Annotated in this window: 21 protein-coding genes; 14 read left to right on the top strand and 7 right to left on the bottom strand. The window is 40.9% G+C overall.

From position 1 onward, the window contains the following. The 6 genes from ATS75_RS04270 to ATS75_RS04295 all read left to right on the top strand — a co-directional run bounded on the left by ATS75_RS04270 (window position 1) and on the right by ATS75_RS04295 (window position 4,364). Window positions 1-492, top strand: coding sequence for a GNAT family N-acetyltransferase (locus ATS75_RS04270; RefSeq protein WP_058559195.1), 492 nt, complete (start codon window positions 1-3; stop codon window positions 490-492). Between the two features lie 87 nt (window positions 493-579). After that, the gene (locus ATS75_RS04275) at window positions 580-1,086 is read left to right on the top strand and encodes a hypothetical protein (RefSeq protein ID WP_058559196.1); all 507 of its coding nucleotides are present in this window, start codon (window positions 580-582) and stop codon (window positions 1,084-1,086) included. A 31-nt stretch (window positions 1,087-1,117) separates the two neighbouring features. Beyond that, window positions 1,118-1,726: a superoxide dismutase gene (locus tag ATS75_RS04280; protein ID WP_058559197.1), complete on the top strand. Its 609-nt coding sequence runs from the start codon at window positions 1,118-1,120 to the stop codon at window positions 1,724-1,726. An 83-nt stretch (window positions 1,727-1,809) separates the two neighbouring features. Continuing rightward, window positions 1,810-3,174, top strand: a complete 1,365-nt coding sequence (locus ATS75_RS04285) for a DNA-3-methyladenine glycosylase 2 family protein (protein ID WP_058559198.1) — start codon at window positions 1,810-1,812, stop codon at window positions 3,172-3,174. Continuing rightward, window positions 3,171-3,653 carry a methylated-DNA--[protein]-cysteine S-methyltransferase gene (locus ATS75_RS04290; protein ID WP_058559199.1) on the top strand — a complete coding sequence of 161 codons (483 nt, stop codon included), beginning with the start codon at window positions 3,171-3,173 and terminating at the stop codon, window positions 3,651-3,653. Before ATS75_RS04285 ends, ATS75_RS04290 begins: the two co-directional genes overlap by 4 nt. Before the next feature lie 126 nt (window positions 3,654-3,779). Further along, window positions 3,780-4,364, top strand: coding sequence for a thymidine kinase (locus ATS75_RS04295; RefSeq protein ID WP_058559200.1), 585 nt, complete (start codon window positions 3,780-3,782; stop codon window positions 4,362-4,364). Here the strand turns inward: ATS75_RS04295 and ltaE are convergent. Next, window positions 4,347-5,354 carry a low-specificity L-threonine aldolase gene (ltaE, locus tag ATS75_RS04300; protein ID WP_058559201.1) on the bottom strand — a complete coding sequence of 336 codons (1,008 nt, stop codon included), beginning with the start codon at window positions 5,352-5,354 and terminating at the stop codon, window positions 4,347-4,349. The genes ATS75_RS04295 and ltaE overlap by 18 nt on opposite strands. Window positions 5,355-5,376: 22 nt before the next feature. Beyond that, window positions 5,377-6,309 carry a 23S rRNA (adenine(1618)-N(6))-methyltransferase RlmF gene (gene rlmF, locus ATS75_RS04305; RefSeq protein ID WP_058559202.1) on the bottom strand — a complete coding sequence of 311 codons (933 nt, stop codon included), beginning with the start codon at window positions 6,307-6,309 and terminating at the stop codon, window positions 5,377-5,379. A gap of 140 nt (window positions 6,310-6,449) precedes the next feature. On the opposite strand from rlmF, the gene ATS75_RS04310 reads away from it, so the two are divergent. Further along, complete coding sequence (locus ATS75_RS04310) at window positions 6,450-7,349, top strand: alpha/beta fold hydrolase (protein WP_058559203.1); 900 nt, start codon at window positions 6,450-6,452, stop codon at window positions 7,347-7,349. Here the strand turns inward: ATS75_RS04310 and ATS75_RS04315 are convergent. The 3 genes from ATS75_RS04315 to ATS75_RS20065 form a co-directional block, all read right to left on the bottom strand. After that, window positions 7,327-8,769 (bottom strand): tetratricopeptide repeat-containing sulfotransferase family protein, encoded by a 1,443-nt coding sequence (locus tag ATS75_RS04315; protein ID WP_058559565.1) that lies wholly within the window; start codon window positions 8,767-8,769, stop codon window positions 7,327-7,329. The two genes, ATS75_RS04310 and ATS75_RS04315, sit on opposite strands and share 23 nt — an antisense overlap. Before the next feature lie 108 nt (window positions 8,770-8,877). Continuing rightward, on the bottom strand, window positions 8,878-11,457 hold the full coding sequence (locus tag ATS75_RS04320) for a TonB-dependent receptor plug domain-containing protein (protein ID WP_058559204.1): 2,580 nt from the start codon (window positions 11,455-11,457) through the stop codon (window positions 8,878-8,880). Window positions 11,458-11,735: 278 nt separating this feature from the next. Continuing rightward, window positions 11,736-11,909 carry an oxidoreductase-like domain-containing protein gene (locus ATS75_RS20065; protein ID WP_082665421.1) on the bottom strand — a complete coding sequence of 58 codons (174 nt, stop codon included), beginning with the start codon at window positions 11,907-11,909 and terminating at the stop codon, window positions 11,736-11,738. A 101-nt stretch (window positions 11,910-12,010) separates the two neighbouring features. On the opposite strand from ATS75_RS20065, the gene ATS75_RS04330 reads away from it, so the two are divergent. Together ATS75_RS04330 and ATS75_RS04335 are read left to right on the top strand one after the other, a co-directional pair. Next, window positions 12,011-12,436, top strand: a complete 426-nt coding sequence (locus tag ATS75_RS04330) for a hypothetical protein (protein WP_058559206.1) — start codon at window positions 12,011-12,013, stop codon at window positions 12,434-12,436. Between the two features lie 93 nt (window positions 12,437-12,529). Next, a complete protein-coding gene (locus ATS75_RS04335; RefSeq protein WP_058559207.1) occupies window positions 12,530-13,897 on the top strand; it encodes a leucyl aminopeptidase family protein in 1,368 nt (455 codons plus the stop codon). Between the two features lies 1 nt (window position 13,898). On the opposite strand, the gene ATS75_RS04340 is transcribed toward ATS75_RS04335, so the two are convergent. Beyond that, window positions 13,899-14,285 (bottom strand): VOC family protein, encoded by a 387-nt coding sequence (locus ATS75_RS04340; protein ID WP_058559208.1) that lies wholly within the window; start codon window positions 14,283-14,285, stop codon window positions 13,899-13,901. A 185-nt stretch (window positions 14,286-14,470) separates the two neighbouring features. After that, entirely contained in the window at window positions 14,471-15,538 is a 1,068-nt protein-coding gene (locus tag ATS75_RS04345; protein ID WP_058559209.1) for a ketoacyl-ACP synthase III, read from the bottom strand. A 405-nt stretch (window positions 15,539-15,943) separates the two neighbouring features. Between ATS75_RS04345 and ATS75_RS04350 the strand changes: the two genes are divergently transcribed. From ATS75_RS04350 to ATS75_RS04370, 5 genes are all read left to right on the top strand, one after another. Further along, window positions 15,944-16,348, top strand: coding sequence for a DUF4440 domain-containing protein (locus tag ATS75_RS04350; RefSeq protein ID WP_058559210.1), 405 nt, complete (start codon window positions 15,944-15,946; stop codon window positions 16,346-16,348). Window positions 16,349-16,370: 22 nt separating this feature from the next. Next, window positions 16,371-17,618 (top strand): ATP-binding protein, encoded by a 1,248-nt coding sequence (locus tag ATS75_RS04355; protein ID WP_058559211.1) that lies wholly within the window; start codon window positions 16,371-16,373, stop codon window positions 17,616-17,618. Then, window positions 17,618-18,148 (top strand): response regulator transcription factor, encoded by a 531-nt coding sequence (locus ATS75_RS04360; protein ID WP_058559212.1) that lies wholly within the window; start codon window positions 17,618-17,620, stop codon window positions 18,146-18,148. Before ATS75_RS04355 ends, ATS75_RS04360 begins: the two co-directional genes overlap by 1 nt. A gap of 242 nt (window positions 18,149-18,390) precedes the next feature. Further along, window positions 18,391-18,795 (top strand): DUF1761 domain-containing protein, encoded by a 405-nt coding sequence (locus ATS75_RS04365; RefSeq protein WP_058559213.1) that lies wholly within the window; start codon window positions 18,391-18,393, stop codon window positions 18,793-18,795. Between the two features lie 48 nt (window positions 18,796-18,843). Beyond that, entirely contained in the window at window positions 18,844-19,095 is a 252-nt protein-coding gene (locus ATS75_RS04370) for a hypothetical protein (RefSeq protein WP_058559214.1), read from the top strand. Window positions 19,096-19,991 lie beyond the last annotated feature (896 nt).

The raw sequence follows: 19,991 nt of genomic DNA on the forward strand, positions 1-19,991 counted from the left end.
ATGAACACTTCTAAATCGATAATTATTAGGGATGCTCAGCCTTCAGATGCTGCTACTATCCTTCATTTTATTACTGAGCTGGCCATTTATGAGAAAGAGCCCGATGCGGTTAAAACTGATGAGCAAGCAATTTTAAACACCTTGTTTAGTGATGACGCCACAGCACATAGCATAATTTGTTTAGAGGGCGATACGCCAATTGGCTTTGCTGTTTATTTTTATAACTACTCTACGTGGCTTGGTAAAAATGGTCTGTACTTAGAAGATTTATATGTGAGCCCCGATAGCAGAGGTAAAGGAGCGGGCAAATTAATAATGAAGCACCTAGCACGCCAAGCAATTAGTAAAGACTGTGGTCGTTTCGAATGGGTAGTATTGGATTGGAATAAACCTGCGATTGATTTTTATAATAGCATTAACGCAAAGCCACAAGATGAGTGGATTATCTACCGATTAACAGGGCAAGAATTGAGCGATTTTGCTAAATGCTGAAATCGCAATATAAATAAAAATCATTTGCATTAAGTTGTGTTGCTGTGTAAGTTAAACGTATCAATATAATTTTGTGCAGGTGATTTAATGGCACGCCCTCAACTTAATGACAAGTTAGACTTACCACAAGTCGATCAAGCACTGACTCCTTGGCAATCCAACATAATGGCGGGCAACTATGCCTTTGAACGCGGAGCTTTGCTTGAAGCAAGAGATAAATACACCACAGCGCACACTCTTGCAGCCCATCTATTAAGCCAGTTTAGTCGAGCAAAAGTTTGCCAGTCGGTTATCGGTGCAATTGAACATTGTTGTCCGGCATTAGTGGTTGCAGCCCATAACCTCGCCGATACCTACCGTGCTATGAATCAATGTGAACAGGCTTGTAAATGGTTGTGCAATGTACACCTTACTTTGAGCCACCTTATTGAGCATCCGTGTAATTCGGTGCGAGCTGTTGTGGTACATCATCACCATAAAACCTATTTAGAACTTGTCCAATTTGCCCAGATGCACAGCCATCACCCACATTTGATTGAACAAATAAATTACACGTTAAGTTTTTCATTTGATCAAGCTGCAACCGTGCATTGATCAACAAACCTTAAGCCTTAAAGGAGTAATCATGGCATACACACTACCTGTACTACCTTATGAGTACGATGCATTAGAGCCATATATTGACGCTAAAACTATGGAAATACACCATACATTGCATCACCAAACCTATATAAATAAAGCCAATGCAGCGCTTGAAGGGACTCATTACGCGCAGCAAGACACAGAAACATTATTACGTAAAATAACGACACTACCAGAGTCATTACAAAAAGCGGTGCAAGAGCATGTTGGTGGCCATAACAACCATTCCTTATTTTGGACTATTATGAGCCCTGATGGGGGAGGCGAACCGCAAGGCGAATTGGCTCAGGCAATTGACAGTGCATTTACTGATTTTGATAGTTTTAAGACGCAATTTACCAATGCTGCTGTAAGTCGCTTTGGTAGTGGTTGGGCGTGGTTATGTGTTACTGAAAATAAAGAGCTAGTGGTTCAAAGCAGCTTGAACCAAGATAGTCCTTTGATGCAGGGTAATACGCCTATTTTAGCATTAGATGTGTGGGAGCACGCCTACTACTTAAAATATCAAAACCGTCGTCCAGAATACATTGCAGCGTTTTATAATGTTATTAATTGGGACGAAGTGCAGCGTCGCTACCTTGCTGCAATTTAAACGTTGAGTGCCGAAAATGGCTAGTAAACTGTTTTTTTTCGCGTAATCTAGTTGCCAGTAGCAGTTAGTTTGAGCATTAATTTATGGATACTCGTCATTGGCAACATGCCCGTCAAAGTCGCGATCATCGCTTTGACGGACTCTTTTTTATTGCTGTTAAAAGCACAGGTATATATTGCAGGCCAATTTGCCCTGCTCCCACCGCAAAAGAGCACAACGTCGAATATTATCAATATGCGCACAGTGCTGCCCAAGCAGGCTTTCGGCCGTGTATTCGTTGTCGCCCTGATAGTGCGCCAGGGAGTAGTGCATGGCAAGGCGTAAAAACCACGGCACTACGTGCTAAACAGCTTCTTGACAGTAACTTTAGCGAGCCGCAAAGCTGCGAAAAGTTAGCAGATCGATTAGGTGTAACCAGCCGATACCTTCGGCGTTTATTTAGTCAACACTTTGGTATTTCAATAACGCAATATCGTATTTTTAATCAATGCCATTTTGCCAAAAGGTTGTTACAAGAAACCAGTTTACCTATTGCTGATATTGCTTTTGCAGCGGGGTTTAATAGTATTCGACGTTTTAACGATGCGTTTTTGCAGCAACTACATATTTGCCCAAGTAAAATGCGGACCAGTGTTAAACCCAGCGAATCGACCATAAAATTAAAGCTACCTTTTCGCCCGCCTTATAACTGGCAAGCATTACACCAATTTTTAGCCAAACGCTTGATTACACCGATTGAATGGTTGACAGAGTGTAGCTATGGGCGAAGCTTTAAGACTGAGTTATATCAAGGGCAATTTACAGCTAGATTCGAACAAGAAAAGCATTGTTTTTTAGTTGAGATAGAAATAAGTGAGCCACGTTATTTGCATCCAGTTTTAATGATTATACGCCGCGTACTGGATTTAGATGCTGATACTACTTTAATTGAGAGCCATTTAGATGAGCATATCAATGACGCGATTTCTTTAACTAAAGGGCTGAGACTGCCCGGTATTTGGTCTTCATTTGAGGCGGGGATCAGAGCGGTGTTAGGACAGCAGGTAAGTGTGACGGCTGCTCATAACTTAGTGGCGCTTTTAGTGAGTGAGCTGGGTGATAAACAAGACAATGAGCACATATATTTTCCAACCCCAGATGCCGTAGCAGCCAGTGAGCTGAGCTTCTTCAAAATGCCGCAAGCAAGAAAAAATGCACTGCGGAACCTGGCGGAGTTTTGTGTGCAACATCCTCATTGTGAGGATTTAGACGAGTGGTTAGAACTCAAAGGAATAGGCCCATGGACTGTGAACTATGCAAAACTGCGAGGACAAAGTCAGCCAGATATTTTACTTGATGGTGATTTAGGTGTTAAAAAAGCGCAAGCTAGCGCACCGCATTTTGATACTGATAGCTGTTCACCTTTTCGCAGCTACTTAACATTTCAACTATGGCAGCAATTAGTATGAACAAGCCCAAGCATGTAATTCAAACGAGCATATCAAGCCCCATTGACTCTATTATTATCCAAGCAACAGATAAAGGGGTCAGTTACGTTGGTTTTTATCCACCGACGCAACACCCGCAAATAAGCATTGAGCAAGTCACCAACAAGCATATTATTGAATGTGCAAAGCAGTTAGCGCAATACTTTAATAAGCAACGAGAGAGTTTTTCGCTTTCTTTAGATACCCAAGGTACTGCGTTTCAGCAGTCGGTATGGCAGGCGTTAATGATGGTGCCTTTTGGTCAAACCCAAAGCTACAGTGATATCGCTAATGCGTTAAATAATCCTAAAGCTGTTCGCGCAGTTGGGGCGGCCAATGGTAAAAATCCAATCAGTATTATTGTGCCATGCCATCGTATTATTGGTGCTAGCGGTAAATTAACAGGTTATGCAGGTGGGCTAGAGCGAAAAGAGTGGTTGTTAAAACATGAAGGGATATAATAACGAGACTTCAAAAGGCCGATGAATAACTGTTTTTGTTCAGGATGGCATATAAAAGGTGATGAAAGGGCGAATATGCGCTAGCATACTTGCTCTTTTTTATGGTGATCAGTTCAAGGTAAATAGATGGCTCAGCTGTATTTTTATTACTCTGCAATGAACGCGGGTAAATCAACCACATTACTACAATCGGCATTTAATTATCGCGAAAGAGGCATGGAGCCTGTGATATTAACTGCTGCGATAGATGATAGAGCCGGTGTGGGTAAAGTGTCATCACGCATAGGGTTGCAAGCTGACGCGCATACTTTTGATGCAGATAAAGATGTATTTGAACTCATAAAAAACCTTAATTCAGAACAAAAACGCCACTGTGTTTTAGTCGATGAGAGTCAATTTTTATCAAAAAAACAGGTTTTACAATTAACGGATGTGGTTGATGAACTGGGGATCCCTGTATTGTGCTATGGCTTGCGTAATGACTTTAGAGGCGAGCTCTTTATTGGGTCACAGTATTTATTGGCGTGGGCTGACAAATTAATTGAGCTAAAAACCGTGTGTCATTGTGGTCGTAAAGCAAACCATGTGCTGCGAACAGATGAAAATGGGCAAGCGATTGCTGATGGTAATCAAGTAGAAATTGGCGGCAATGACCGTTATGTCTCAGTTTGCCGCAAACATTATAAAGCGGCGTTAAATCTCAGCCGCTAATGCCTGTATAAACGTATTGACCGACTCTTTAGTGATACCCAAATGTGTCACTAAACGAAGTGGGGTTCCGGGTGAAAACAGTATATTTTGAGTTGCTAATCGTTGACACATAACCGCTAAGTCAATATTGGCATCGACATTTACGTAGACAATATTTGTTTCTACGCTATTAAGCTCTACATTAAAGCCACTGAGGGTGTTGAGTTGCATTGCTAAATACAACGCATTGTCATGATCATCGGATAAGCGCTTAGTATTGTGTTCAAGTGCATATTGCCCGGCCGCTGCGAGCATACCTGCTTGGCGCATACCTCCGCCAAGCACTTTACGCCAGCGGCGTGCTTTTGCAACAAGCGCTTCGCTGCCAAGCAGCACCGAGCCTACAGGTGCGCCAAGACCTTTAGATAAACACACCGAGACTGAATCGAAGTGGCCCGTTATACGTGTTATATCGACACCCAGTTTAGCTGCCGCGTTATAGACTCTTGCGCCATCTAAATGCAGCGCAAGTTTATGCGCATCAACAAACTCACGTGCCTTGCTAAGGTATTCAAGGGAAAGCACTTGGCCACCAATGGTATTTTCAAGGCTGACTAATTTGGTTTTAGCAAAGTGAAAGTCATCGGCTTTAATCGCCGCTTTTACTTTGTCTAAGCATAGACTGCCGTCTGCTTCGTTTTCTATTGGCTGCGGTTGAATCGAACCGAGTACGGCTGCACCACCGCCTTCAAACTTATAGTTATGGGCACGTTGGCCGCAGATATATTCATCCCCACGTTCACAATGCGCCATTAACGCCAATAAGTTAGCTTGAGTACCTGAACTACAAAATAATGCACTGGCAAAGCCATGCTTTTGCGCGGCGTATTTCTCGAGAGCATTAACACTGGGATCATCGCCATAAACATCATCACCTAATGGGGCATTGTTCATGGTTTGGCGCATTGCATCACAAGGTTGGGTAACCGTGTCTGAACGAAAGTCGATCATTTTGAGTTCCTTATTTGGGCCTTTAGCTTAACGTTTGGCATATTTCTTCGCGTGTTGTTTTGTCAAAGTAAGACCACGCGATAAAACGGCTTACTTTCTGACCTTGTGCCATGTCTACGACCTTAACTTCGGCTACAGGGTGTTGGCTTAATATCTCTTGTAAGATTGGAAGCGATTCTTTTTTCGACACTAAGGAGGTAAACCATAAGCACTGCTCTGAAAAGTCTGTACTTTCGTTGATCATGGTTGTTATAAATTTTACCTCGCCACCTTCGCACCATAATTCGTTATTTTGGCCACCAAAATTAAGCGTTGATTTAGGTGCTTTACCAAGGTTACGCCACTTGCGTTCGCTACCTTGTGCGGCTGCTTGCTCACTGGCATGAAAAGGCGGATTGCAAAGCGTTAGATGAAATAAATCTTTTGCGTTAATGACACCTTGAAAAATGTGTTTAGGATCTTTTTGTAATTTAATACTCATTTTACGGTGATTAAATTGCGCAAGTTGCTTTGCAAGTTTAACTGAAACGGGGTCAATGTCTGTGCCTGTGAATGCCCAATTATACTCAGCACTGCCTGTGAGCGGGTAAACTAAACTGGCGCCAGTACCAATATCTAAAACGTTTACTTGTTTTCCTGTTGGGATCACGCCGTTATTATCATCCGCAATTAAATCAGCGAGGTAGTGTATGTAATCGACGCGCCCGGGGATCGGGGGGCACAGGTTATGCGCCGGCAGGTCCCAAAAATCGACATTATAATAGCTTTTTAATAAGGCTTGGTTGAGCGTTTTAACTGCTTTATTGTCACTAAAGTCAATACTTCTTTGACCTGTAGGTGTTTCAACTAAATACGTTGATAGTGCAGGCTCATTGTGTGTTAGCAGCGCAAAGTCATACCCTTGGTTATGGCGATTACGAGGATGAAGTTTTGATTTTTTAGGCGCAGATTTCATGGGTACTATTTGCAGAGAGAACAAGAGGGTAGTTTATCATTTTGATTGCAAAAGTGCTGTAAAATTAGCAGTGTTATATTTTTTAAATACTGGTAGGATGAGTTGCATTAAAGGATAAAATAATAACACGGTATGCGACTATGTCTGTAACCCAAGAATCTATATATATTCAGCTCGACGAACAGCAAACATTACATTTAAGGCGCATTTATAATGCGACTAAATCAGGCCCTTCGGTGTTGTTTGTTCACGGCGCCGTTGAAAATGGCAAAATATTTTATACCCACAGTAATAAAGGCTTGGCGCCATTTTTAGCTGAGCACGGGTATGTTTGCTATGTTGCAGATTTACGAGGCAGGGGAGAGAGCCGTCCTGCTATTTCACCAAGGGCCCAGTACGGACAAACAGAAGCTATAACTGAAGATATTCCCGCTTATATTGCTAAAATTAAAGAGCTTGAGGGAGCACCGCCTTCATATTGGGTTGCGCATTCATGGGGAGGCGTGTTGATGAACAGCGTTTTTGCACGTTACCCAAACTACATCAATGAGGTAAAAGCGTGCGCGTATTTTGGCACTAAGCGCTCTCTGTATAATCACCACCCAAAAAAATATTTTCAAGGTAATGTTATTTGGTATTTTTTAGCGCCTATTTTAGCTAAAAAGTACGGCTACCTGCCGGCCAAAAAATTAAGGTGGGGTAGTGACGATGAAACACAAAAGTCTCACTATCAAAGCATGCAGTGGGCAAAAAGACGACCATGGGTAGATTCTGACGACGGCTTTGATTACGCAAAAGTGGTTCGTCAGATGCAATTACCCCCCACCTTACATATTGCGGGTGTAAAAGATAAAGCTTTGGCCCAGCCTATCGATATTCAAAAGTTTATGGACGAGTCGGGCAAAGGCAAGCAGTCACTGCAAATTTATGGCCGCAGGCATGGACATAAGCATGATTATGATCACATAAATATGCTGACTCACCCGAACGCAAAACATGATCAGTTTACAGATTTGCTCAGTTGGTTTGCGGCTCATTAAGTAAAAGCTGTAGCGCCCTATCAAAGCGTTTGTAATGCGCTGTTGCTTTGGTGTTTATTGGTTCGCGAACAGCGCCTTTACTCAGTGTTGTAACGGGTTTTTTGGACTTATAAAAGTCGAGGCAGGTGGGTTCAAATTCGCAGCCTAAAAAATCAAACACGGTGTTGAGTTGAACGTTAGGATCGTTCACAAGCTCTTCATATTGTACTGTAAGTATGGAGTGTGAAAACGAACGATGCCAGTGCTCCATGAGTGATTGATATAAACTATAGTATGTTTTGAACTCAGGTATTGAGCAAAAGTAGGGCTCATTTTCAGCAAAATAATTGCTGTAAACTGACCACGCTGTTGCTTCAAAATTACGTTGCATATCAATAAATTTTGCATTTGGGAAAAGCAACTTAATTAACCCCATTGATTGGTAATTAGCCGGTAATTTATTAATCATGAATTGGCGAATAGGTTTAGCCTGCTTTAACCTTTGTGTATAAATGTCGCGGGCTTGTTCTATTATTGCAGGCGTCAATGCCATGACACAGGCTGGGTATGATAGTTGTGTTTTATGTTCTATAAACGGTACCACATCTCTGCTGATTGTTGTATCTTCACCAATGCTCGCGCATTCACTGTGACTGGCAATAATCTGCTCTAATAGTGTTGAACCACTGCGCGGCATGCCAATAATAAATACAGGAGTAACAGACCCTGTAAAGTGTTTATCTATATCAGCAAAAATTGACGCAGGGTGGTGCTCAATCAACGCGCTATAAAAATCATTTAACTGCCACGTTTTAAAATCAGTCAATTGAAACTGTAGGTTATTAGCGAGCTTATAATAATTTACAGCTTGGTCGATATCATCAAGTGTGTCATAACTTCTAGCTAAGGCGTAATAACACACCATTTTTAGCCGTAAGTTATTCGTTTGTGTTAACAGGTGGTGCAAATTACTGATGTAGTTGTGTTGTTTATCAAAACGACCCAATTGAACAAGCTCGTACAGAATGTAGGCAGTAACGGGGTAAAGTCCGATACTCAGTGCTTGGGCAAATGTGGTATGCGCTTTATCTAGTTCACCATGGGTAAGGTAATGCTGTGCAAGATAGTAATGCGGATCAGGGTTATGGCTTGCCAGAGATTTTGCATACTCTAATACTTTTAACGCATCTTCAGGGGAGTTCACGCCGTTAAATGCATCAGCAAGAGCATGCAATGGCTCAAGCATGTTAGGAAGGCGTTCACACGCTTTTTGCAAAAGATACACCGCTGCATCAAAACGTCCTAAACGAAGTGCTATTCGGCCTAAACCAAATAAGGCGCCGCCGTTTTGAGGGTCGGTTTTTAGTATTGTTTTATAATGAAATTCAGCGTCTTTTAATTTATTTTGTGCGAGAAGTTCATTGGCTTTTTTCAGTAGCATGCGTTTATATATTTGTTTTTTTGTCACTATAAAACGAAAAAGGCGAAATGTGAAAGAGAACTCTTTCTACATTTCGCCAGAGACGTTAATTGACGTTACAATCTTAGGTTAGAAAGTATACGTTGCTTTTACGTAGTAGAAACCACCGTTGATACCATAAGGCGATGTTTCATAATATTTACCACCCCAGTTATTGTTAGGGATTTGCGTCGCATTAAAGAAATCTAACTTTTCTGCTTCTTGGTCGAGTAAATTTTGTGCACCTACAGAGAAGCTCATTTCATCATTTAAGAAGTAAGTCACTTCTGCGTCTAATGTAAATGCTGCATCTGCTGTTTTAGCTGTTGCATCATAATCAACGTGCACGCCCTGGTATTCACCATAGTAGTTTAAGCGAGTGAATGCAGAGAAGCTTTCCCATTGCTGAGCCCAGCTCAATGTTGAACGATGATTTGGTAAATCGTTTTCAAGTCGGCTTACTTTAAATTCACCTGTAATTGGGCTTGAGCGAGTGACTTCAGTGTCATTCCAGTTATAGGCGAAGCTAAATGTTGAACTACCACCCAGTAATTCCGCAGAATAGTTAGCAACTAAGTCAACACCTTGTGTGGTCGTATCAAAGTCATTAGTAAAAAAGCTTACTTGCGCTAAGTTTTGTACATTTGGAACACCTGCGGCTTCTAGCGTGTCTTTATCAGCTTGGCTTAGCTCAATTTTATCTGATTGACTGATACGGTCTTCTACTTGAATGTTGTAGTAGTCAACGGTGAAAAATAAGTCGCCAATAGTATAAACAGCACCAAAGGTATAGCTTTGTGATTCTTCAGGTTGTAGTTCTGTACCGCCTAATTGAACCGCAATTGGGTTTGTTGGTGGTAAAAGCGCAGAATCCACTAATACACCACTACTTAAGTTTGTTTGAACATTACTAACATTAGCCTGACCAACCGTAGGTGCTCTAAAGCCCGTACTGATTGAACCACGAACATTCAAATCGTCGGTCAAATGATATTGACCCGTAAGCTTGTAGTTTGTTGTAGAGCCAAATGAGTCGTAGTCTTCGAAACGAAGTGCTAAGCCCAGTAAAAATTCTTCTGTGAATGGCGCTTCCACGTCCATATAAGCTGCGTAGTTGCGACGTGTATATTCCCCCGCATCTGACGGCTTAAAGCCAGGGAAACCATTAGAACCAATACCAAACCCTTGCTCAGTCAATGGGCCTGCTGTGAATGAAGCAACATCACCTGAAGTAACAGTAAATGTTTCTTCATGCCATTCAAGGCCACCCGCAACGTTAACATCGTATGCTAGACCAAAATCGAAACCTTTTGATAAATCAAAATTAAAGTTTTTCTCAAGTTGAGAATACTTACCAGGGCTAAAATCACGAGGCGTTTCTGGACCTAATGACGCATTGATAGTGTCATAAATAAAGTAGCGTGACTCGTTAAGACCCACTGTACCACTTAAGTCATAATAAGCACCTTCAAGGTACCCACCCGTAAACTCGCCTTTGGTACCAATTGTTAATGACGTATCGGTGATATTACCGCCGAAGTTTGGTGTAAAACCACCAGGGATCATTTCATTGAATGCAAAACAGTCTGGGTTGTTAGCAACAAGGTTAATGTAATCAGGGTTGTCTAACACATTATCATCTATTGCAATGTCAGTTGGGCAGTTACCGCTCATGTCGCCGGTTAAATCACCAACAAGCAGTGTTTTGCCACCGTCATTTGAGTAAGCGCCAGGGCGAGTGTGTGGATTACGATAATAGAAACCACCACGTACGTCACGTTCTGAATAGTTACCAAACATGTAAAACTCAGAGTCATTGGTTAGCTCTAAACCAACATTACCAAAAATAGAGATATCGTCATTAACTTCTGGTGCACCCCAGATCTGTGCTAATGAAGAAACGTCAGGAACACCTGCCGCTGCAAGTCCTGCGGCATCAGGGCGTTGGACAGAGCGGCTTGTAGCATCGGCCGTTTTATATTGAAAGCTCAAGTTTGCAAAACCGCTATCAGTAAACGGTAAACCGACGTTACCAGAGATTTGTGTTGTATCGCCGTCGCCTTCGAAGTATTCACCTTGGCGTACTTCAAAGCTTCCGCCTTCAGAGGCATCTTTCAACACAAAGTTCATAACACCTGCAATGGCGTCTGAACCGTATTGCGCAGCAGCACCATCACGCAGTACTTCCACTTGTTTCAACGCAATGCTAGGAATAACTGAGATATCAGCACCTTGGGCGCCATCATTAATACCGCCACCTAAAAAAGCAATAACTGATGCACGATGACGGCGTTTACCGTTTAATAAAACCAATGTGCTGTCAGATGGAAGGCCGCGTAAGTTAGCAGGACGAACCAGTGATGCAGCATCACTGATAGGGTTTTGGTGAACGTTAAAAGAAGGCACCGACCCTTTAAGGAGTTCTAGCATGTCAGTGTTACCTGATTTGCCTAATTCTTCTCCACCGATAATATCAATAGGAACAGGTGAGTCACCAATTGAGCGAGGCGCAGAGCGCGTACCCACAACGGCTATTTTCTCTACATTTTTCTTTACTACAGTCGTTTGCGCTTCTTCAGCCATAACAGTACCAGACATAAATAAGCCGGCTGTTGTGGTCGTCAATGCAAGTTTAACTGCTTTGTTTAACATGTTGTTTTTCAATTTCATTCTAATTTCCCCAGTTAGAATTATTATAATTTTCACACTAATTTTAGCGTTGTAAACTAAACCGTGTGATTTATTTATACATATTGTTAACCAGTTGTGCAAGATGTTAAAAAGAAAGGTTTTTTTGTTTTTTATATAGAGGAAAATTAAAAGTTGCTAACCTACCTGAAAAATAACGAGTTTTTTAGGTGGGCATCATACGATTTGCTCAAACTTAAGCCTGATCGGCCCGATTATTTTAAAAATTAATTTAATTTTTTCATAGACTCATAAGAATATTATGAATCAGGAGTGTTTTGAGTTGTTAATTCGCGCCATTGCTTTAATGCATCGCGGTATTCATCCCATACACATGGGCAACAACTGCCGCCTCCACAGCATTCGTCTGAAGCAGGCCTTTGTGGTTTTTTGGGTTGTTCTTGTGTTTTTGGTTGACACGCGTGTGGGTTCATTTTAACAGGTACGATTTCATTTGTTTTTAAGTAGAGAAAGTATATCACAGCAAATGTAAATTCTACTTTGTGAACACGCTCGGCTATGTGAAAATGCCGCAATGAAATTATACAAAGTAATTCACCGGGCACCTATTCGCGTTGTCAAAATAGGTAAGAGGCGCCAGCATTTGCGTTTTAAGCGCGCGATGGTGGCGTTAAAAATTGCTTTGGCGCAAGAAAAACACGAAACTAAAGAAATGCTTTCAATTTACCGTCGTTATACCCAAGGTGATGTGACTAAAGAAGAGTTAGCAAAGGCGAATAGTCAATTTGTTGATATTCTTAAGGGATTAGGGCTTGGGGTATTTGCTGTTTTACCCTTTGCACCCATTACAATTCCTTTGGTTGTGAAGTTAGGACGATGGGTGGGGGTTGATGTGCTGCCTAGTTCTTTTAACATCAATAAGCCACTAAAAGAAATAGATCAACAAATCGTAAAAGATGAACAGAAAAACCATTCAAGTGATCAATCTGTAAAAAAATAATGCCGCAACTTAGGGAAGTCGACGTTTAACCTATACCTTTTGTTTAGGGTTATTGGTATGCTAGGTATAAATTTTTACTAAATGAGTCATTCAATGAGTGCATTAATTTGTCATACTTCTTCTGGAATTCCTTTATCTTTTGTTACTAGAAGTAATCTTTCAGATTGGTTAGAGCAGCAGTCCATTTTTTTACAAAACTGGTTGAAAAGTTGTGATTTCAAAAAGCACGGTTTAGCCCTGGTTGTTAATGAACAATCAGGCTCATTGGCACATGCATACTGCTTGGTTGATAGTCTTGATGATTTTTGGTTGGCGGGTGATTTAGCATCAAAATTACCTGAAGGCCGTTATCAAATTCAAGACCTTGATGAAAAATTAGAACAAATAGCACTTGGTTTTATGTTAGGTGGTTATGAGTTTAGCGAATATAAAGTCAACAGTGCGGTAAAAGCACAATTGGCTATCGAAGATAAAGCTATTTTTACACGCTTAAACCACCAAGCGAGTGCTATTAATCTTGTTCGTGACTTGGTGAATACACCTGCTGCAGATATGATGCCTCAGCACTTATCGCAAGTGATGGCTGACCTTGCTACTACATATCAAGGCGAATTTAGTGAATGGGTTGGTGATGAATTATTAGAACAAAATTACCCTACTATTCATATGGTTGGCCGTGCGAGTGAAAATAAACCTCGCTTGCTTGATTTAAAGTGGGGCGATAAAAATGCACCTCTAGTTACCCTTGTAGGTAAAGGTGTGTGTTTTGACTCAGGTGGATTAGATTTAAAGCCAAGCTCTGGTATGCGTAACATGAAAAAGGACATGGGAGGCGCTGCCCATGTTATTGGTCTCGCGCAGCTTATTATGGCCGCTGGTTTACCTATTCGGCTTCGTGTGCTGGTACCAGCAGTAGAAAATGCCGTGTCGCGTAACGCATTTCGTCCAGGTGACGTGATTAAAACCCGTAAGGGTATTATGGTTGAGATTGATAATACAGATGCAGAAGGCCGCTTAGTGTTATGTGATGCACTTAGTGAAGCGCAAAATGATGAGCCGGAATTACTGATCGATTTTGCAACCCTTACAGGCGCATGTCGTGTTGCATTGGGGACGGAGCTACCAGGCTTTTTCTCAACGAATCGTGATGTAGCTAATGGTATTATCGACTCAGGCATGGGGGTGAACGACCCTGTGTGGCAGTTACCGTTATTTGAACAATACAAAGGCTTTTTAAAGAGTGATGTTGCTGATATGACTAACTGCTCAAATACACCATTTGGTGGCGCAATAACAGCTGCGCTTTACTTAAAAGAGTTTGTAGAGCCTACAACTGATTGGGTTCACTTTGATGTAATGGCATGGAACTTACGTTCATTACCGGGTCGCCCTGCAGGCGGCGAAGCGCTGGGTGTTCGTGCCGTATTTAATTACCTACAAAGTCGTTTTGAAAGTGCGTAAATTAAACTTGGTATAACTCTAAAGGTAAATCATCGGGATCGGCAAAAAATGTAAACGCTTTCCCGGTGATTTCGTCCACTCTTATCTCCTCAACATCAACACCTTGCGCTTCTAATACGTGTTTTGCTTGTTTTATATCTTTGACTGCAAATGCTAAGTGTCTAAGTCCTTGTGCTTCGGGGTAGCTAGGCCTGATAGGCGCATCAGGAAACGAAAAAAGTTCTATTTGACTGCCATCCGCAAGTGCAAGATCCAACTTATAAGAATCCCGTTCTTCACGATAGTGCTCATTGATAACCGTTAATCCGAGTATCTTTGTGTAAAAAGCCTTGGATTCAATGTAATTACTGCAGATTATTGCAGCATGATGAATGGCTAAAAGTTCCATAATGCTCCATAAAAAAAGCGCGTATATACGCGCTTAAGACTAGGGTCTGTTTGGCATTGATGCTGCGTTATCACCTATCTATAGGGAATTACCACACTACACAGTCTCTGCCTTGTCTAAATACTAAGCAAATTGCTGTACACTTAACCTTGAAAGGTCAAAACAGGCACTAGCTAAGTTTGTACTTATTGCTTACACGCAGCGGCCGCTGCAGCAACAAGCTCTAATCCTGATTGTTCACAAGGTGGTAGTGTCGCGTCACTTATTGCTATAGGCTTTACCCGATCCCCCCATTTGATATAACTTGCTGCCCACGTTAAACCAGCCCCAAAAGCGGCTGACATAATATTTGCATGCGGCTTTATTAAGCCTTGTTCAACAGCCTCACATAACGCGATAGCGATTGTTGCAGCTGAAGTATTACCATATTCGCCAATGTTTACCATTACTTTTTCATCATCAACCTTCAAACGGTGCTGAATTGCTTGAATGATTCGAAGGTTAGCTTGGTGAGGAACCAATACATCGATTTCGTCTAAACTTAAGTTTGCTTGAGTAAGAACATCATCGCATGCTTCACTCATGCCTTTAACAGCACGTTTAAATATTTCACGGCCTTCAAACAACAAATCAGATGGACCCGCTGGGCTGTATTTATCTATGTCACTGCCAAAATTGGTAATGTGTAAAATATCACGGTCTTCACTGTCGCAGCCCGTTTTGGTGCCCAGTAGACCCGCAGGCGTATCCGCAGCTTCTAAAACAACAGCACCCGCGCCATCGCCAAATAATACGGCACTATCTCGACGATCCCAGTTTACATACCACGTCATGCGCTCAGCAGCGATCACCACCGCTTTTTTAATCATACCCGCTTGAATTTGTGCTGTTGCGGCTTGCATTGCATATAAAAAGCCTGAGCATGCAGCGTTTGTATCCATGGCAGCGGCACCTATAGCACCAATATTTTTTTGTACCAATGAGGCTGTATTTGCCACCATCGTTGACGGTGTGCAGGTTGCCAGAAGAACAAGATCAATGTCTTTAGCATCAATACCAGCGCATGCAATGGCATGTTTAGCAGCAACGGTCGCTAACTCTGCGGTGCTTACATGACTGACTCTGCGCGATTTTATACCTGTACGAGATGTGATCCATTCATCATTAGTATCAACTAGTTGGCTTATTTCATCATTGCTAATGCGTGCTGGTGGAATGCATTTACCCCAACCAGTAATGTGTGCGTAAGACATAGTGTGTTCTCTTTAAGTGGTCAGACATCTGTCATTAATGATGTGTTTATACCAAAATTCAGCTTGTAACACTAGTTAGATGCAGGTTTACACTGTAAATATTGGTATTTAAACAAATTTGCGTCAATGGTCGTTGATAAATTAGCTATATAAAATGAATTCGGCTTATAATTTACTTGTTTAATCAAGTAAATTTGACTACTCAGAGCGCGTACAATTAATGAGGTGCCTAAATACGTAGCTCATTTCAATATCAAATCGCAAGTTGACTTTACAGCTGGTCTCTTTGTTGAGTAATTATATACAACTGTTTATTATCAATAAGAAAAGCTAGCAGCAAACTTAGCATATCACTAGTGCTGATCACACTTACTAATAGAGTTTCAAACAACATTAGGAGCTACTATGAGTAGTAAAATTAAGGTTTCATTATTTAACCACTTAATAGAGGTAGAACGTCAATTACTTGAGCCAGAAGTCCGTCAGTCGGCTAACGCTCTAGATGCGTTGCTCGATGATGATTTTATTGAAATAGCCAGTAATGGAACTGTGTTTAGTAAGTTTGAAGTATTAACGCGTCTTCCTACAGAAGTCGTTCCGCAGTTTTATAATCAAAATTTTAAAGGCCGCATGCTCAGCGAGGAGATTGCACAATTAAGTTACCAAGCTGCTTATCGACGCTCAGCACGCGCAGAATTTAATTATTCAATTCGAATGTCATTATGGCGTTATACAAATTCATCTTGGAAAATGGTGTTTCATCAAGGAACCCCATGTGCAGTTTTTTCCATCTCAATGGACGAAGATTAACTCTTTTTTAGGTTTTACTGTTATGGCATTTTTAACGCGGACAGACCCCGCCATTAGCCGATTGTTGATGTTACGATCTGGCGCAATTGCAATACAACTGCTCGCAGTGATCGCTGTTTACTTTCTACTTGAGCATCAAATTGCCCTTTATGAGTTATTACTCGTTATCTCGTTAGAGGCGCTTTTTCAAATTTTTAGTGTGATTGCTTATCGTAATGTTAGCAAAGCCAACGAGATAGGCATGTTAATGCAGCTCACAGCTGATGTGTTATTTTTAACTATATTATTATCACTCAGTGGTGGTGCAACGAATGCGTTTGTGTCGCTATTACTGTTACCAATTATGATTGCTGCGGTGAGTGTCAGCGCTAAGGGCTTAGCTTACATTGCAATTTTGGCTATCGCGGCATACAGCTTATTACTAGTAAAAGTGCCTCAACACAGCATGCATGATATGGATATGACCAGTCACTTTATTGGAATGTGGGTCAATTTTGTGATCAGTGCCAGTGTGATTGCCTTAGTTGTGGGGGCAATGAATCGCGCTTTACGTTTTCGAGAGCAAACTATTGCTAGCGTTAGAGAGAAGCAATTACGCTCCGAGCAAATTGTCACACTTGATGGTGCAGCGGTGCAAATAACTCACCAGTTAGCAAGTCCAATCGCTAATCTTCAATTGATATTTGAAGAGCTCCAGGAAGAACAACCTGACAATGCATTAATCACTGAGATGCAAAAACCCCTTGCGCAGTGTAAAGCGCAATTAAATCATTTCAGAGAGCTGTCGGCGCAGTTGAGAACACACAGTAATATAAGTTCTGTCCGGTTATTAGATCTAGCGCAACAAATTCAAGATACAATATTGTTACACTATCCAGATCAGCAGCTCACATGGCAAAATGAAACGCCCAATGTGAGTGTTGTAAGCGATGCAATGTTATTGCCAGCAATATTAAATTTATTACAAAATGCCACAACGGCGAACCAACAAAATAATCAAAATCAGTTGACATTAAGCTGGCAATTTTCTAATCAAGGCAGTGAGCAAGACCTAAGCTTATTAATACGCGATTATGGGAAAGGCTTTACTAAAGAGCAACTAAACCAGCTTGGCGGGCAGTTAATGCCGAGTAACTCAGGCATGGGGTTAGCTGTAATGCTATCAAATGCAACATTTGAGCGTCTGCAGGGCTCTTTAACCTTGTTTAACCATGAACAAGGCGGTGCTGTGGCAAAAGTAAAACTGGCATTAACGAACGAAGGTGATTAATGAGACTGCTCATAATCGAAGATGATGAAAGCCTCGCCAGCACTTTATCAAGACGATTAACCAAACAAGGGTTTATTTGCAATGTGGCACATACTAGCCAACAGGCTTTAGTGCTCGCAGAGCAAATTACACCGACCCATCTTTTATTAGACATGAAGCTTGCAGATGAGAATGGAATGGCGCTTCTTACTCCATTGAGGGGCTTATTACCTCAGTGCCACATCGTTTTGTTAACGGGGTTTGCAAGTATTGCAACAGCCGTGGAAGCCATGCGCTTAGGCGCTAATGATTATCTAACAAAGCCGGTGGATATGCCTACGCTAGTGAATGCATTATGCCCAAATACGGATCTGCCAACAGAGGTGGTTAGTGCATCCGATACAGTGATGTCAGCAGAGCGGTTAGAGTGGGAACATATTCAACAAGTATTGCATTGTAATCAGGGGAATATTTCTGCAACAGCGCGACAACTCAATATGCACCGGCGTACATTACAGCGAAAATTACAGAAAAAACCTGTTAAGCGATAGCTTCAATGACATATGTAATTTAGCTATACGATCATCGGAAAAGTCAGATTTTCTAATTAAATAGCATGTTCTATGTATAAGAGAACATGCTATATAATAAATAAAAATCAATACCTTGTTATTCAACATCGGATTGAATAGCTGAGCTTGTTAAATTTTGCTGTTAGCTTTTGTTGCTGCAATAGGATTCATTAACTATAGTAAAAATATTCATTTTATTTAAGTTGTCATAATGAGCTCTTATGGATTTTTCCCAAGTTAATTTTTTTGCCGTTTTTATTGCTGCTCTATCTTCGTTTGCTCTGGGCGGTCTTTGGTATTCACCTTTACTTTTTCAGCGAGCATGGATGGAGGGGTGTGGTCTGACAGAGTTAGATTTAAAAACAGTGAATCCAAAAAGGGTCTTTGGTGGTAGTTTTATTCTGTCTTTAATTATTGCCTTTAGTTTGTCGTTATTTTTTGGACCAACACCTAGCGTGGGGTTTAGCGTTGGAGCCGCTTTTTTAATTGGTGTCTGTTGGATTGGAAGCGCTTACGGTATCACTTACTTATTTGAACAGCGCCCTCTTAAATTATTTATGATTAACAGCGGTTATCATATTTTGCAATTTACAATTATGGGCTTAATTTTGGGTTTACTGCCCTAAGCTGATACACTTTAAGCCTGTTATTTACAACATATCCCCCTGTGAGTTATGGCAAAGCCGAATAAAAAAGGACCGACAAAAACAGTTGATATCTTTTGCGGGCACTGCAAAGCGCAGCTATATAAATACCGCAAAGGCGGAAAAGGCGCACTCGTTAAATGCTTTGTTGAGCGCATAAGCCAAGACTTCACTTCTACACCGTGTATATGCCCTCAATGCGAACGTCCTTTTGCCCGCGAAACCATGATCCGCGGCGCACCTGCTTATAAAATAATTGGCGGTAAAGTAACGTTGAAGTGACTGTACAAAACCTCAGCGATTTTGTGAATTAAAAATGTGTAAAGCAAAGTCTGGAGTGGTTGAATATTACTATATCAAGTCCAATATAGTTGCTTTAATAAATTTATGCTCTGACTCTATTGAGCTCAATTTACTGTCTTTAGTGTAAGGTTATTCAACGGCTTTAAACTGGTAAATAGAGTGAACACTTTTTGATGAAAGGTAATAGGTCAAATAACACTGAATAAATGCCAAGTTAGTATGAGGCTAAATTACCCTCACACATTTTTAGTAACCCCAATAAAAAACTAAACATGGTTACATAATTAACATCGTGGTAGCATTTGCGGTAAAAATTATTTTACCGTTTTTAAATTTAATTTCAGCGAGGAGTTTAGGTATGGAAGGATACAATTTTGATGCATCGGTTTTAATACCAATCTTAACTTTATACAGCCTTATATTTGTATGTTCAAACCTATGGATATCAGCCGACCACTCTGTATCAAAAAGAAAAGTTGTTCTTTATGCATTTTTTATTGGAATGTTCTTCACATTAATTTCGCCTTTTTACTTGTTTTTTAGATTATATAAATATCGCTTTAAACACACTTAAATATCAGTGAATTTTGCAGTTAACCTTGTTTTAATAAGACTCACTTTGTTAAATGAGTCTCAGTTTATCACTCGATTTATACTTTATGTGACATAAATATGAGGCTTAAGAACAACATAGAGGCAGTTTTTTCTCTTGCATACCTAAAAGTGCGAGGCGATTCAGCTTAATGTTAAATACATATAATCAGATGCCAACAGATTCTTCGGTGAAGTAAATGTGTTATGCAAAAATAAAGCGCTATTGTTGATCAAGCTTACAGACCTTTTTAGAGATAGTTCATTTTAAAAGCGGACATTTA

The sequence above is a fragment of the Pseudoalteromonas sp. H105 genome, from assembly GCF_001469215.1.
Classification (GTDB): domain Bacteria; phylum Pseudomonadota; class Gammaproteobacteria; order Enterobacterales; family Alteromonadaceae; genus Pseudoalteromonas.